The following is a 14,630-nucleotide window of genomic DNA, read 5'->3' as shown; positions in this document are numbered from 1 at the left end:
ATGCAGCGCCACAAGGAAGGCACAAGAGTGGGGATCTGACGTGACCAGCCATCTCGGCATCGACATCGGTACCTCGTCGGTCAAGGCGGTCCTCATCGGCTCGCGCCAGAATCTCATCGCCGAAAGCTCGGCACCGCTCGAGGTCGACCGGCCGCGCCCATTGTGGTCAGAGCAGGACCCGGAGAGCTGGTGGACTGCGACTCAGAGCGCGATCTCCGCCTTGGCCGCAGCGGCGCCGAGCGAATGGGACGAACTTGCCTCGATCGGCCTTTCCGGGCAGCAGCACGGCGCGACATTGCTCGACGCGGCCGGCAAAGCGCTGCGGCCCTGCATTCTCTGGAACGACGGACGCTCAGGCGCCGAATGCCGCGAATTGCTCGACAGCGTGACGGACTTCACGACGCGCGCCTGCAATACCACGATGCCGGGCTTCACCGCGCCGAAGCTGCTGTGGGTCGCGAAGCATGAGCCGGAGGTGTTCGCGAAGACGGCGATGGTCCTCCTGCCGAAGGACTATGTGCGCTTCCGCATGTCGGGCGAATATGTTTCCGAGATGTCCGACAGCGCCGGCACGCTATGGCTCAACGTCGCAGAGCGTCGATGGGACGCCACCCTGCTCGCCGCCTGCGGCCTGACGGAAGCGCAGATGCCGCGCGTCGTCGAAGGCTCGCAGGTCTCGGCCTGTCTCTCGGCGCAGGTTGCAGCCGAATGGGGACTTGTGGGCCGCAAGATTCCCATCGCGGGCGGCGGCGGCGACAATGCCTGTTCCGCCGTCGGTATCGGCGCGACGCGTGCCGGCGACGGTTTCCTCTCGCTCGGGACGTCCGGCGTCATCTTCACTGTCACGGATCATCCGGTGGCCCTGCCAGAGCGTACGCTGCATGCCTTCTGTCATGCGCTCCCCGGGCGCTGGCACGGCATGACGGTAGCCCTCTCGGCGGCGTCGGCTCTATCCTGGATCGCTGGGATCACCGGCGCCGGCGGTGACATCCAGGGATTGCTCGCGCGTGTAGAGCGCTTCGCATCGGAGCCGGAGCGGCGCGCCCACGCACCGGTCTTTCTACCCTACCTGACCGGCGAGAGAACGCCGCACAACGATCCGCACGCGACCGCCGCATTCGCCGGGCTCTGCGCCGATCACGGTCCCGAAGCGCTAGCTTACGCCGTCCTCGAAGGGGTTGCGTTTGCGTTGCGCGACTGCCTTGACGTGCTCGTCGACGCGGGCGCGGCGCCGACCTCCTGCCTGATGGTCGGCGGCGGCTCGCGGAGTTCCTACTGGGCCCAGTTGCTGGCGGATGCGACCGGCCTCGCCCTCGACGTGCCGAGCAGCGCCGAGCTCGGTGCGGCCTTCGGTGCGGCACGCCTGGGCATGATCGCGGCCGGCGTTCGCGAGCAAGAGGTCTGCGTCAAGCCGGCGATCCGCGCGAGCTTTTCGCCTGATCGCGCCGCCGCTCCCTTGCTCGGCGAACGCGCAGCGCGGATGCGGGCGATGTACCGCAGCGACCGGAGAGGATAAGCTTTGCATAAAGGCGACCATTCACTGAATGAGATCGCAGAGAACCGCAGGCATGGCGGCTGGCCGTTCGTTCAATCCGGGCCCTATAGTGGGCAAGCGGATGTGGCTGCATGGTTGAGCCAGACAGCCAGTCGCCCAAAAGAGCCGGTCGGAGTCATCAGAGGTGCAGCATGCTGAAATCGATCGATCCAATCCTGAATGCAGACGTCCTCTACGCGTTGCGCGCCATGGGCCATGGCGACGATCTCGTCCTCTGCGACACCAATTTTCCTGCCGACGCGGTTGCTCGTCAGACCGTGCTGGGCAGGCTGCTCCGCATCGATAACGTCAGTGCGAGCCGCGCCACACGCGCCATTCTTTCAGTCCTGCCGCTCGATTCCTTTGTCGAAAGACCCGCATTGCGGATGGAAATCGTCGGTCAGCCCGACGAGATTCCTCCCGTGCAGCGCGAGGTGCAGAAAGAGATCGATGCCGCCGAGGGCCGCTCCTTGCCGATGGGACCGGTCGAGCGATTTGCCTTCTATGAACGCGCGAAGAATGCCTATTGTGCGATCCAGACCGGCGAACGCCGCTTCTACGGTTGCTTCGTCTTCAAGAAGGGTGTCATCGCTCCCGACGCAACCTAGCCAACTGCCAACAAAGCCGTGAAAAAGCCGTGAAGCAACTAAACCTTTGCGCCGCCAAACATCAGTCCGTAACAGCGCCGGTCCTCTTCACGGCTAGCCGTTGCCGCGAAGATAATTTCTGCAGGTCGCATTGCCCATCAGCGCTCAGCGAGCTGCAGAACAGGCATAAGCAATCGCCATAAGAAAACAGGGAGGTTACAAAATGAAACAGCAAGGACACGATCAGCATTCCGTAATGAAGCCGAACCGGCGTACCGTCCTGAAGGGAGCAGCCAGCGCCGCTGCCTTGGGGACGACAGGCGCGCTCGGCTCGTTCTCTGAGCTTGCCTTGGCTCAGAGCAATCTGCGGTCTCAGATCTCACAGATTCCGGGCGTTGGGAAAGGCGCGCCAACCGATGCCGATTGGCAGAAGGTCGGCGAACTCTGCCTCGGCCCGACCAAGGCCAGTGTCAAGGAAGGAGAATTCAAGGGCGTCGAGCTCTCCTTCATGGGATTGAACAACCAGAATCTGCACAACCTGCTGTTCCGTGGGTTCCTGAAACCATGGGAGGCCTATACGGGTGCGAAGATTTCGTGGATCGACCTTGCTCAGGCCGACTACAACCCGCGACTGCAGCAAGCGATCGCGACCGGCACAGTCGATTTCGACATCCTCGAAATGGGCGCGCCATTCGAGGGAGACGTGTGCGGCAAAGGGTTGGCGTCGGAGATGCCGGACTGGGTCAAGAAGCAGATCGATATCGACGATTATGTCGACTATCTGAAGCCGCCCGTCGGAACCTGGAACGGCAAGACCTATCGCGTAACGATCGATGGCGATTGCCACAACTTCAACTACAGAACCGACTACTTCTCCGATCCCGCTCTTGCCAAGGCCTGGAAGGACGCCGGCAATCAAGGCGAATGGGGCGTGCCTAAGACCTGGCAGCAGGTCCAGGCGGTCACAAAATTCCTCAAGGGCAAGAAGATCAAGGGCCAGAACGCGTACGGCTACCTCGATGCGCCCAAGCCCTGGGGCGGCTTCGGCTTCTATTTCCTTGCCAGCCGCGCCTCTGCCTATGCCAAGCATCCGGATGATAAGGCCTGGCTGTTCGATATCGATACGATGAAGCCGCGCATCAACAATCCGGCCTGGGTTCGCGCCATCCAGGACGTCATCGATGCGTTGCCATCCGAGCCCGCTGATCAGCTCAACGCAGACCCCAACACCACCGGCTTCCAGCAATTCCTGGCCGGCATCGGCTCGATGATTCCGTGGTGGGGAGACATAGGCCAAGTGGCGAAGGCAAGCGACACCTCCGTGGTCGGCGATGTCGTCGGCTTCGACATCCTGCCTGGATCGGAAGACGTTTACAATTCCAAGACAGGCAAGTGGGATAAGCTCGCAAGCGGTCCAAACCATGCGCCGAACTGCGCCTATCTCGGCTGGGGCATCTACGTCATGGCAAGGGTCGCAGGCGACGAGCGCAAGCACAGGGCGGCCTGGAGTGCGGCAGCGCATCTTGGCGGCAAGGACCTTTCGCTCTGGATGGTCATGTATCCATCGGGCTTCCAGGCGCACCGGACCAGCCACTTCAACTTCGATGAGTGGGTGGCGGCGGGCTATGACCGGAAGTACATCACGTCCTATCTGAACTCGCAGCTTTCTTCCTACAATCATCCCAATCGCGCGGTCGAACCGCGCATTCCGGGTATCTTCCAGTATTACAGTATCGCGGAAGACGAACTGACCAAGATCTTCGCCGGCAGAGTTGACGCGCAGACCGGCGCGAACAACATCGCCGCCGCATGGGAAAAGCTGACCGACCAGATCGGCCGCGAGAAGCAGATTGCACTCTATAAGGCGTCTCTCGGCGTGTAGCTCCATTCGGCTCCGCCTCACATTCCGGCTGGCGCCGCATCGAGCGCCAGCCGAAAGACTTTTGATCGTTCAACGTCTGAAATAGAGGTTGCAACTCTGATGCAGACTTCATCGCCGTTAGCTGACTCGAAGGTAGATGATCGGCCCAAGCCGGCGTCTCGGCACATCCTTGCCGGTCGGCGGAATGCTGGATACGCGATCGTGGTGCTGGCCTCGCTGGCATTCCTGCTCCTGCTCCTGGTCCAGCTTCTGCACGCGACCGGCGCGACGGCGATCGGCTTCGCAGATTGGCGCCCCGTCCTTGTTGCTTACCTGCTTTGGGCCATTGCGATCGGAATCGGCCTCGTGGTCATCCGGGGTGAACGCGGGCTGCGGGCGCTGTTTCTGCTGCCTGCCGTTTTCTTCACGATCGCGGTCGTGATCTTTCCGACGATGTTCGGAATCTACATCGCCACACTGGATTGGAATCTCAGTTCACTTGAAGGTCCCCGCTTCAGCGGCTTCAACAATCTCATTGGACTGTTTCACGACACCTATTACTGGAACGCACTCGGCAACATGGGCTTCTACACGATCGCGGTGCTGGCCGAATATGCGATTGCCTTTGGACTCGCCCTCCTGCTGAGCGGCCAGATCCGTGCTCGAAAACTCTTCCGTGTGGTATTCCTGCTGCCGATGATGCTCAGTCCGGTAGCCGTGAGCTGGATGATCGGAAAGTCGCTCATGGAGTATCGGTTCGGCCCGGCGGCTACGCTGGCGCGCTATCTGGGGTGGGACAATCCGGCGTTCTTCGCCTCGCCCTGGTCGGCGTGGCTGAGCATCGAGGTGATGGATGCCTGGGTATCCATTCCCTTCATCATGATCATCCTGCTCGCAGGCCTGCAGGCGATGCCCAAGGAGGTGCTGGAGGCCGCCAAGGTCGACGGCGCCAACAGCTGGCAGTCGTTCTGGCATGTCACGTTTCCGATCATGCTCCCGGTGAGCATCACCGTCCTGATCATCCGGATCATCTTCAAATTGAAGCTCGCAGACATCGTGATCAACGTCACGGCGGGAGGGCCCGGCGGCGCGACCGATACGGTATCAAGCTTCATATACCGCGTGTACCGCGACCGCTCGAACGTCGGATATGGCACGGGGCTAGCGATGTTCTATCTTCTCATGATCATCCTGTTCCTCACGTTGCTGCTGCGCTTGTCCAGGCGCTGGACGCAGAAGGTCGCGTAGACGGATATCGCTCGAAGGAGTTGCTCGATTGGCCATCTTGACATCGGAATCGAAGCGCGGCCGAAAGCGCGGCGCAGCGGCGCGGACCAACCGGATCGCATCGCGCGTCTTGATCTATGCTGCATTACTGTTCTGGTCGTTCGTTTGCCTGTTTCCGATCTATTGGACCGTCACGACCTCATTCAAATCGGCGATCGACGTCACGCAAGGCCACCTGGTCCCCTGGGTAGACTTTCAGCCGGATTGGAAAGGCTGGCGTTCGCTCGGCCTGTCACCGGATACGATTTTCGGAATCTCTACTGCCCGAAGCGAGTTCGTGAGCCGATTCGCAAACAGCATCATCACATCGGTCGGTGCGTCGATCTTGGCTCTCATTCTCGGGTCACTGGCAGCTTATGGTTTGAGCCGCTTCCGCTATAAGTTTGCATGGATGCGCAACGACGACATCCTCTTCTTCTTCATGTCGCAACTGATCCTGCCGCCGGTCGTCCTCGCGCTGCCGTTCCTGGTGCTTTACAAGGCGTTGTCTCTGCTCGACACCAGATTTGGTCTGATCCTGCTCTACACCTTGACGGTGCTGCCGATCGTGATCTGGATCATGCGCGACCAGTTCAATTCGATCCCGATCGAGCTCGATGAGGCCGCTTTCGTCGACGGGCTTTCAACCTGGGGCGCCTTCCTTCGCATCATATTACCGCTGGCCGTCCCCGGGATGGCTGCGGCGTTCATCCTCTCGCTTGTGTTGTGCTGGAACGAGTACTTCTTCGCAGCGCTGCTGACGAGTACCGACGCCAAAACCCTACCCGTCATGGTGGCCAGCCAAACTGGGTCGCAAGGCATCAACTGGTGGTCGATGGCAGCGCTGTCGACAGCGGCAATCGCCCCGCTCGTCATCGTCGGAATATTCCTTGAACGCTACATCGTCAGTGGTCTGACGACGGGCGCGGGAAAATAGCCGGGCGGTCAGATGGCCCCGGACTCAACATGGCGCCCCCGGCTTGAGAGATAGATGCGCGCCGCATTACCGCCGAAGACTGCTGCCTTTTCATCCGGAGACACACCGGCCAGCAGGACTTCGGCGGCGGCAAACCATTTTTCATAGCCTCCGGCCAGATTGACCACCGGCCAGTCGCTTCCCCACAGCAGCCGGTGTAGCCCGAAGCACCCAACGACGTGATCCACCGCTTTTCGTAGATCCGCAACTTGCCAGTCCGGTGGCGCCTCTGTCGCCAATCCCGATAGCTTGCAGACGATGTTGGGGCGTTCGGCGAGCGAGGCGATATCGTCCTGCCATACCGCAAGCTCGCCGGTTGCAAGCCGCGGCTTGGCGCAATGGTCGAGCACGAATTGCAGATCCGGGTGATCATCGGCGAGCCGCAGCAGGCGCGGCAAATGCCGCGGCAGCACCAACGCATCGAATACCAGGCTGTTTCGTGCCATGGCCGCCAATAGCGGCGCCAATGCCGGGCGAAGCAGCCAATCGTCATCGGGAAGGTCCTGCACCATCGGCCGCAGTCCGACCAAAAGTTCGCGCCCAGCCAGTGCATCAATGCGTGCCATGGCGTCGGCTGCGTCGAAATCGATCCAGCCAACCACGCCTCGCACCAGCTGCGCCTTCTCCGCGATATCGAGCAGAAAGGTCGTCTCCGCCTCGGTCGATGCAGCCTGCACCAGAATCGTCCCGTCGATCTTCGCGGCGGCCAGGTGCGGCGCCAGGTCCGAGAGGGAAAAGTCACGGAAGATCGGCGCGAGCGCTGGCGTCAGCCAACCATAATCGCCCCGAGCGAGAGTCCACAAATGGTGATGCGCATCGATCCGCATCAGCCGGGTTCCGATAACGGAACGGGCGTTTCCGAGTCCAGCAAACGCTCCGCCTTCAGATCGGCCCAAAGCGCCGTCGGCACCTTCCTGGACAGCGCCGTCACATTGGACTCGACCTCCCTCGGACTCTGGCCCCCAAGCACAACGCTCGCCACAGCTGGATGACCCAGCGCAAAATGCAGTGCCGCGGTTGGCAGCGCCACGTTGTGCGCATCACAGACGCGTTGGATCTGCGCCACTTTTGCCAGGATCTCGGGTGGAGCATCCCTGTAATTGTACTTGGCACCCCTCACCGCGCCGGTCGCCAGAATTCCTGAATTGAATACGCCGCCGAGCAGCACGCCAATTCCCTGTTGCTGGGCCAGCGGCAGAAAGTGCGCCAACGCTGGCTGTTCCAGCAAGGAATAGCGCCCGGCGAGCAGCATGGTGTCGAACGATCCGGCTTGCGCGAAACGCACGCACATCTCGGCCTCGTTCACGCCGATTCCGATGCCCGCGACCACGCCCTCTCCACGAAGCCGGTCCAGCGCCACGTACGCGCCAGTCATCGCTTCTCGAAACCGCTGCTCAATGACGTCGATGCCGTGAGTCCAGACGTCAACGTCGTGGATCAGCAACAGGTCCAGCCGGTCGGTCCCTAGCCGCAACAGCGACTGCTCGACCGATCGCATGGTGCCGTCATATGAATAATCGACCACCGCCCGGTGCGGCAACCCTCCTATAAAGCCGGAACTGTCGTCTCGCCCGCGAAACGGATCCATCCAGCGACCGACCTTGGTGCAAACCACGATGTCCTGGCGCGACACGCGCCTGAGCGCGGCGCCGCAGCGATGTTCGGCAAGTCCATTTCCATAGAGCGGGGAAGTATCGAGGAGATTGATGTCCAGCTCGAACGCGCGGCTCACCGCATCGATGGCCGTTTCGTCGTCCAGTTGCGCGTAGAGATCGCCAAGCGGCGCGGTTCCGAATCCCAGGACTGAAACCTCAAGCCGCGTCCGGCCAAGAGCACGGCGTGGCACTGTGAGCACCGGGTTCATATGGACCTGCTCTTTCCTGGCCATTGCCCAGTTATGTTGGTGCGCGTTTTCTTCAGCTTGCCTGCCACTGCACTACTTCCGCTCACAGGAAAACCCTGCAACTGCAAGCCGTATCCACCCGCTGCATGGTGATTTTGCCACCGACAGGGCCCGAGCGGAAGTCAATTCGAAGCCAGGAGATTGCAAGACTCGTATCCGGTGTCCGGCCCTTCACGAAGGGCATTAAGTGGCCCGCACTTTGGGGCACATATCGCAGGACTGTTGCCCAGATCCGTCCACCGGCAAGGACAATACCAAAAAGCCAGCAGACGCCGAATATCATGGAGATGTGTACAGCGAGCCATACCGCGCCTCCTGCGCCGATCCCGACCAGACGACGCACGCTGCGGCCGCTGCCACCAAACTCCTCACCGCGCGAGGGCATAAGGCAAAGTCTTGACCAGCAACCCCAGCGCCGTCGCCAGACCATAATCACGAACGAGCAACGGATATGAATGCGGTATTCCTTGGGATTGCCTCTCGGCGCGTGGTTCGGCCGAACCATCGCCGCTTCGGCCATCCTCGCCGGCCAAACCTATGTGATACACTTGCATTCTCTTCCATTGTTGTGACCGATCGAGATCCACGCAGCGCGAAACTACTGTGGTATCAATTCAACGCGGCGATTCTTGGCGCGGCCAAGGTCGATCGCCGTGGCATCGAGCCCATCCGCAAGCCGCGCGCGCTTCATTCCGATGAACTTCCAAGGCCGAAAGCAGCACTCCCTCCCCCGCAAAGCGGGAGAGGGAGTGTAGCGCAGGAACGTTGGGGCTGCGAACGTTCCTACTTCAACAGTTGAGCGACGTTCTCCTTGGTGACGAGATCGAGGCCGGTGTAGACGATCTCGGGAACCTTCTCGCCCTTCTTGATCGCGAGCAGGACATCCATCGCCTTTTCGCCCATCTCGAACGGGCGCTGTCCCGTAAGGGCGTTGGAGTAGCCGTCGCGCAAGAGCTCAAGCTGCATCTTCAGCGTATCGGCGACGACGAGCGTCAGCTTGCCAGCGTCGATGTCCTTCTTGTTCTTGTTGACGAAGGCCTTGTAGCCTTCGGGCGCGAACATCGGCCAGCCGCCAACCGGCACGATCGCCCCCAAGTCGGGCGTCGCGGTGCGCAGGTCCGCCATCTGCTGGACCGCGAGCGCAGGATCGTCATTGCAGAAGGTCGGCGAGCCCGCGACCTCGACCCACTTCGAGCCCTTGAGCGCCTCGCGCACGCCATCGACGCGCTCGGCGAGGTTCTTGGCGCCCGGACCACCGGAGACGACGGCATACTTGCCGCCCTCAGGCTTGAGCTGCAGCAATTGCTTGCCGAGCGCGAGGCCGAAGTCCTTGTTGTTGGTGCCGATATAGGCGATGCGCTTGGAGCCGGGCGCATCCGCATCGAAGGTGATGACGGGAATACCGGCCGCGGTCGCCGCCTCGATCGACTTGGTCATCGCCGCGACATCCGCGACCGAAATCGCAAGTCCATCCACCTTTTGCGTAATGAAATCCTGGATGATCTGCGCCTGCGTCGCCGGCTCATGCTCGACCGGCCCCTTATAAATGCATTCGACGTTACCGAGCTCCTTGGCGCGCTTCAGGCAACCGTCGCGCGCGACGTCGAAGAACGGATTGTTCATCGCCTTGGGCACGATCACGAACTTGTAGGTCTGGGCGAATGCCGGTGTCGCCATCATCGCGATGGCCATGCCGGCGAGAAGTATCTTCCTCATTGGCTCCCTCCACACTCTTGTGCCTATCCTTTTGAATTGAATGCTCCAGAAGGCGGATAGACGATGTGTTCGTTGCCTCCCGGAGTAACCTCAAGCGATGCGTGAGCGGATGCGGTCGACTAGCACGGCCAGGATGATGATCACGCCCACGAGCGTCTGCTGCCAGTAGGAGCTGACCTGCGCGAGCACGAGGCCGTTGCGGATCACCTCGAGCAGCACACAGCCGACGATGGCCCCAAGCGGGCCGCCGACGCCTCCCGCGAGATTGGCGCCGCCGATGACCGCCGCCGCGATCACGTTGAGCTCGTAGGATGTCGCCATGTTCGCGGGCGCAGACCCCAGCCAGCCCGAGATGATGATGCCCTGCAGCCCTGCGGCCAGCGCACAAATCACGTAGACCTCGATCTTGACCCGTACGACCGGGATGCCGGTCAATTCCGCCGCCTTCTCGTTGCCGCCGAGCGCGAAGACATGACGGCCGAAGCTCGTGTGGTGCAGCACGATCGCCATTACCGCCGCGAGGATCACCAGATAGATGAATGGGGCCGGTACGCCGAACAGATCGCCCGATGTCAGCGCGTAGAAATAGTCGGCATCTGGTCCGCCCGGAAAGCTGCCGCGCCCGTTAGAGACGACATAGCCGAGACCGCGGACGATCGAGAGCATGCCGAGCGTGGTGACAAAGGGCGACAGCCCGAGCACGGTGATGCAGAAGCCGTTGACGAGCCCGACGATCAGTGCGGTGACAAGTCCCGCCAGGATCGAGACAAGCAGGATCAGCCCCGGTACATTGGCGACCACGGTCTTGCCGTCCGCAGCCAGATGCACGAACAGGAACGCGCCGGGCATGCCCGGCGTCGACAGGCCCGACATCACCATGGATGTGATCATGGCGGAGAAGCACATCATCGATCCCACCGAGAGATCGATGCCGCCGGTGATGATCACGAAGGTGATGCCGAGGGTGGCAATGGCGATGAAGGAAAAGTTCTTCGCCACGTTCTGCATGTTGCCCTGCGTGAAGAAGTAAGGGCTCGCAAAATGCATGACGATCAGTAGCCCCAGCAGCGCCAGCAGAACGTAGCCGGTTTGGGACGCAAAGATGCCGCGCTGCCACCACCTGATACGGCCGATATTGGTGAAGGAGATCGGGGATTCCAGGGGCATAGCCATCACGCAGCCTCCTTCGCGCCGGTGATGAGGGCAGTGATTTCCTCGGGACTGGTATCACGGATCGACTTATCCGCCCGCTTCTCGCCGCGGCGCATGACGACGACGCGGTCGCAGACCGCGAAGACGTCGGGCATGCGGTGGGAGATCAGCATGACGGCGACGCCCTGCTCTTTCAGCCGATGGATCAGGCCCAGGACCTGCTCGACTTGGCGGACCGAGATCGCCGCGGTCGGCTCGTCCATCATCACGAGCTTGGCGTTCGACAGGCGGGTGCGTGCGATCGCAACCGCCTGGCGCTGGCCGCCCGACATCTGCTTGACGAGATCATGCGGTCTCGTCTCGGAGCGCAGCTCGCCGAACAGCTCCAGCGCGCGCGCCGCCATCGCATTGTGATCGAGGAAGGCGAACGGGCCGAATTTGCGCTTGAGCTCGCGGCCAAGGAAGACATTGGCCGCCGCCGTGAGATTGTCGGCGAGCGCCAGGTCCTGATAGACGACCTCGATACCGACTGCACGAGCATCGATGGGACGGTAGAAATGGACCGCGTTGCCGTCGAAGCGGACCTCGCCATGGGTGGGGCGGAAGTTGCCGGCGATGATTTTCACGAGTGTCGACTTGCCCGCACCGTTGTCGCCCATCAGGCCGACCACCTCGCCGGGGAAGACCTGCATGTCGACGCCGTGCAGCGCGCGGATCGCGCCGAACTCCTTGCCGATCCCTGTCAATTCCAGAACCGGTTGCCCGGCTGCACCTGCGGTTTCCATGCTCGGCCTCGTTCAGACGTACCGGTTGACCAGTGATTCCAGATATTCCTGACGACCTGAGCGCGGCTGTGGATCGAAACCGGGTGCCAGCGCGCGATCAGCAAGATCGGCAAGCGAACGCTGGCCAGCGAGGATCGCGCGTCCCTCGGCATCAGCCCATCCGGCGTAACGTTCCGCAACCGGCATCGTCAGCGCCTCGGCATCGAGCATGTCGGCGGCGGCAAGGAACGCCCGCGCGCAGGCGTCCATCGAGCCGACATGGGCGTGGATCAGATCGTCCGGATCGATCGATTGCCGCCTGATCTTGGCGTCGAAATTGAGACCGCCCGTCGTGAAGCCGCCGGCCTTCAGGATATCGTGGAACGCCAGCGCCAGCTCCGGCACGTTCATCGCGAACTGGTCGGTATCCCAGCCGAGCAGATCGTCACCGCGGTTGATGTCGAGCGAGCCGAACACACCGAGCGCCTGGGCCAGCCCGATCTCGTGCTGGAACGAATGGCCGGCAAGGATGGCATGGTTCTGTTCGATGTTGAGCTTGACATCTTTCAGAAGGTCATAGCGCTGGAGGAACCCGTAGCATGTGGCGACGTCGAAATCATATTGATGCTTGGTCGGCTCCTTCGGCTTCGGCTCGATCAGGATCGGTCCCTTGAAACCGATCTTGTGCTTGTGCTCGACGACCAGCGAGACGAAGCGGCCGAGCTGGTCGAGCTCGCGCTTGATGTCGGTGTTGAGCAGCGTCTCGTAGCCTTCGCGTCCGCCCCAGAGCACATAGTTCTGCCCGCCCAAACGGTGAGTCACCTCGAGCGCAGCCCGTACCTGGCCGGCGGCATAGGTGAAAATGTCCGGATCCGGATTGGTCGCTGCGCCGGCCATGTAGCGGCGATGCGTGAACAGATTGGCCGTACCCCAGAGTAGACGCACCTTGGAAGACGCCATCTTCTGTTCGAAGAGAGCGGCAATGGCGTTGAGGTTGGCTACGGATTCGGCAAGCGAGGCGCCTTCCGGCGCGACATCGACGTCGTGGAAGGTGAAGAAGGGCACATCGAGCAGGCGGAACAGCTCGAAGGCGATATCGGCCTTGGCCCGTGCCAGCGCCATCATGTCCGCGCCACGATGCCAGGACCGCAGGAATGTCTCGCCGCCGAAGGGATCGCCGCCGGGCCAACAGAACGAGTGCCAGTAGCAGACCGCGAAACGCAGGTGATCCTCGAGCCGCCGTCCGCGCACGACGCGATCCCTGTCGTACCAGCGGAACGCGAGCGGGCTTTCGGCGTCCTTGCCGCCGTAGGCGACCGGCGCACTCGCCCCGAAAAATTTGGGTGACACGTTCACAGGGAGAACTCCTTCAGCGCGGGATATAGTTTTCGCCACCGGTGATAGGCTTCATCGTAGGCGGCTTCGGCAGACGCACGCGGCGTGAAGCTCGCAAGCCGCCGCGGACGCGTGCAGATCTGCGCAGGGTTTTCGTTGGTTGCAGCAAGCCGGCCGAGCCGTGCAGCGCCAAGCGCTGCACCGAACTCGCCCTCCTCGACGCGGTGGACAGGAATGCCGAGCACATCGGCGCAGATCTGGGCCCACAGCGCCGAGCGCGAGCCGCCGCCCACAAGATCGAACTCCGTGATCGCGGAGCTGGCGTTGCCGAGCGCCGCGAGGTTGTCGCGCGCGGCGAAGGCCACGCCTTCGAGCACGGCCTGGACGATCTGATCGCGCCCTGTCGCGCCGCGAAGACCCACGAACCCGCCGCTGGCAGCAGCGTCGTTGTGTGGCGTGCGCTCGCCATTGAGATAGGGAAGGAACTTGACCGGGCTCGGTCCGCGGACGGTCTCGCCGAGCGGCGCCAGCAGCGCGGCGGCAGGCGTCGCCATCACGCCTGAAAGCCAGGCGAGCGAGGCGGCCGCCGCCAGCATCACGCCCATCTGGTCCCAGAGACCCGGAAGCGCATGACAGAAGGCGTGCACAGCCGACGCGGGCGCCGGCGCAAAACTGTCAGTGACACGAAACACGACGCCTGAAGTTCCCAGCGACAGGAACGCATCGCCAGGCGTGATGGCGCCGAGCCCGATCGCGCTCGCGGCACAGTCCCCCGCACCGCCGGCAACCATGACATCGTTCGTCATGCCCCAGCGCTTCGAAAACTCGGGAGCGAGTGCCGCGCTGATCTCGCTGCCTTCGACCAAGCGCGGCATGTGGTGAAGATCGAGCCCCGTGACATGTAGCAGCAACGCAGACCAGCGGCGCTGACCGACATCGAGCCAGAGCGTGCCGGCGGCGTCCGACATGTCCTCGACCATCTCGTCGGTCAGGCGGTAGCGCACATAGGCCTTTGGCAGCAGCACTTTTGCCACCCGATCGAAGATCTCGGGCTCATGGCGGGCCACCCAGAGCAGCTTTGGCGCGGTGAAGCCTGGCATCGCGAGATTGCCAGCGATAGCGTGGAGCGAGGGACAGCGGCCCTCGAGCCTCTCGCATTCGGCATGGGACCGGCCGTCATTCCACAGGATTGCCGGACGCAGCGGACGGCCGTCCTCGCCAAGCAAGGTAGCGCCATGCATCTGACCGGAGAGACCGATGCCACGCACCTGCGCGACGACGCGCGGATGAACGGATGCGAGATCGTCGATGGCGCCGATCGCTGCATCACCCCAGGCGTCCGGATCCTGCTCGGACCACAGCGGTGCGGGATGCGAGAACGCAAGCTCGCGCGCGGCTGTCGCGACGATTGCGCCAGCCTCGTTCACGCCTTCACACCGGATGTGCCGATGTCCACCCCGAGATACACGTCGTCGTCCTCCCTTCCGGCCCGGTTGGCGATCTTTGTCGCCTTTTCCCACATCGGGCCGCCTTGCA

12 protein-coding genes and 1 pseudogene are annotated in these 14,630 nt (G+C 62.4%); 5 read left to right on the top strand and 8 right to left on the bottom strand.

Annotated elements, in window-relative coordinates; all coding sequences use genetic code 11:
- Window positions 1-40 precede the first annotated feature (40 nt).
- The 5 genes from xylB (HCN58_RS29350) (at window position 41) to HCN58_RS29330 (ending at window position 6,185) form a co-directional block, all read left to right on the top strand.
- The gene (gene xylB / locus HCN58_RS29350; protein ID WP_171582849.1) at window positions 41-1,516 is read left to right on the top strand and encodes a xylulokinase; all 1,476 of its coding nucleotides are present in this window, start codon (window positions 41-43) and stop codon (window positions 1,514-1,516) included.
- A 170-nt stretch (window positions 1,517-1,686) separates the two neighbouring features.
- The gene (locus HCN58_RS29345) at window positions 1,687-2,142 is read left to right on the top strand and encodes an RbsD/FucU family protein (protein ID WP_171582848.1); all 456 of its coding nucleotides are present in this window, start codon (window positions 1,687-1,689) and stop codon (window positions 2,140-2,142) included.
- Window positions 2,143-2,344: 202 nt separating this feature from the next.
- Complete coding sequence (locus HCN58_RS29340) at window positions 2,345-4,003, top strand: substrate-binding domain-containing protein (RefSeq protein WP_171582847.1); 1,659 nt, start codon at window positions 2,345-2,347, stop codon at window positions 4,001-4,003.
- Window positions 4,004-4,102: 99 nt separating this feature from the next.
- Entirely contained in the window at window positions 4,103-5,230 is a 1,128-nt protein-coding gene (locus HCN58_RS29335; protein WP_171582846.1) for a carbohydrate ABC transporter permease, read from the top strand.
- Window positions 5,231-5,267: 37 nt separating this feature from the next.
- Window positions 5,268-6,185 (top strand): carbohydrate ABC transporter permease, encoded by a 918-nt coding sequence (locus tag HCN58_RS29330; RefSeq protein ID WP_171583002.1) that lies wholly within the window; start codon window positions 5,268-5,270, stop codon window positions 6,183-6,185.
- A gap of 8 nt (window positions 6,186-6,193) precedes the next feature.
- Here the strand turns inward: HCN58_RS29330 and HCN58_RS29325 are convergent, their stop codons facing one another.
- The 8 genes and pseudogenes from HCN58_RS29325 to xylB (HCN58_RS29290) form a co-directional block, all read right to left on the bottom strand.
- The gene (locus tag HCN58_RS29325) at window positions 6,194-7,051 is read right to left on the bottom strand and encodes an amidohydrolase family protein (protein ID WP_171582845.1); all 858 of its coding nucleotides are present in this window, start codon (window positions 7,049-7,051) and stop codon (window positions 6,194-6,196) included.
- Window positions 7,051-8,088, bottom strand: a complete 1,038-nt coding sequence (locus HCN58_RS29320) for an aldo/keto reductase (RefSeq protein WP_171582844.1) — start codon at window positions 8,086-8,088, stop codon at window positions 7,051-7,053. The genes HCN58_RS29325 and HCN58_RS29320 overlap by 1 nt, the downstream gene beginning before the upstream one ends.
- 82 nt (window positions 8,089-8,170) lie before the next feature.
- Window positions 8,171-8,647: a hypothetical protein gene (locus HCN58_RS29315; RefSeq protein ID WP_171582843.1), complete on the bottom strand. Its 477-nt coding sequence runs from the start codon at window positions 8,645-8,647 to the stop codon at window positions 8,171-8,173.
- A 263-nt stretch (window positions 8,648-8,910) separates the two neighbouring features.
- A complete protein-coding gene (locus HCN58_RS29310; protein WP_171582842.1) occupies window positions 8,911-9,843 on the bottom strand; it encodes a sugar-binding protein in 933 nt (310 codons plus the stop codon).
- 90 nt (window positions 9,844-9,933) lie between these two features.
- Window positions 9,934-11,016: an ABC transporter permease gene (locus HCN58_RS29305; protein WP_171582841.1), complete on the bottom strand. Its 1,083-nt coding sequence runs from the start codon at window positions 11,014-11,016 to the stop codon at window positions 9,934-9,936.
- A complete protein-coding gene (locus HCN58_RS29300; RefSeq protein WP_171582840.1) occupies window positions 11,016-11,780 on the bottom strand; it encodes an ATP-binding cassette domain-containing protein in 765 nt (254 codons plus the stop codon). Before HCN58_RS29300 ends, HCN58_RS29305 begins: the two co-directional genes overlap by 1 nt.
- Window positions 11,781-11,792: 12 nt before the next feature.
- Window positions 11,793-13,115 carry a xylose isomerase gene (xylA, locus tag HCN58_RS29295; RefSeq protein WP_171582839.1) on the bottom strand — a complete coding sequence of 441 codons (1,323 nt, stop codon included), beginning with the start codon at window positions 13,113-13,115 and terminating at the stop codon, window positions 11,793-11,795.
- Window positions 13,112-14,562: pseudogene (gene xylB / locus HCN58_RS29290) on the bottom strand (xylulokinase). Before xylB (HCN58_RS29290) ends, xylA begins: the two are co-directional and overlap by 4 nt.
- Window positions 14,563-14,630 lie beyond the last annotated feature (68 nt).

Source organism: Bradyrhizobium australiense (assembly GCF_013114825.1).
Taxonomy (GTDB): domain Bacteria; phylum Pseudomonadota; class Alphaproteobacteria; order Rhizobiales; family Xanthobacteraceae; genus Bradyrhizobium; species Bradyrhizobium australiense.
The sequence above is the reverse complement of the archived record's forward strand: the minus strand, read 5'-3'. Positions and strand labels throughout refer to the sequence as shown.

Coding starts and splice junctions, on each gene's coding strand:
- HCN58_RS29345 (WP_171582848.1), top strand. CDS start 1,687: ATGCTGAAATCGATCGATCCAATCCTGAATGCAGACGTCCTCTACGCG.
- HCN58_RS29340 (WP_171582847.1), top strand. CDS start 2,345: ATGAAACAGCAAGGACACGATCAGCATTCCGTAATGAAGCCGAACCGG.
- HCN58_RS29335 (WP_171582846.1), top strand. CDS start 4,103: ATGCAGACTTCATCGCCGTTAGCTGACTCGAAGGTAGATGATCGGCCC.
- HCN58_RS29325 (WP_171582845.1), bottom strand. CDS start 7,051: ATGCGGATCGATGCGCATCACCATTTGTGGACTCTCGCTCGGGGCGAT.
- HCN58_RS29320 (WP_171582844.1), bottom strand. CDS start 8,088: ATGAACCCGGTGCTCACAGTGCCACGCCGTGCTCTTGGCCGGACGCGG.
- HCN58_RS29315 (WP_171582843.1), bottom strand. CDS start 8,647: ATGGCCGAAGCGGCGATGGTTCGGCCGAACCACGCGCCGAGAGGCAAT.
- HCN58_RS29310 (WP_171582842.1), bottom strand. CDS start 9,843: ATGAGGAAGATACTTCTCGCCGGCATGGCCATCGCGATGATGGCGACA.
- HCN58_RS29305 (WP_171582841.1), bottom strand. CDS start 11,016: ATGGCTATGCCCCTGGAATCCCCGATCTCCTTCACCAATATCGGCCGT.
- HCN58_RS29300 (WP_171582840.1), bottom strand. CDS start 11,780: ATGGAAACCGCAGGTGCAGCCGGGCAACCGGTTCTGGAATTGACAGGG.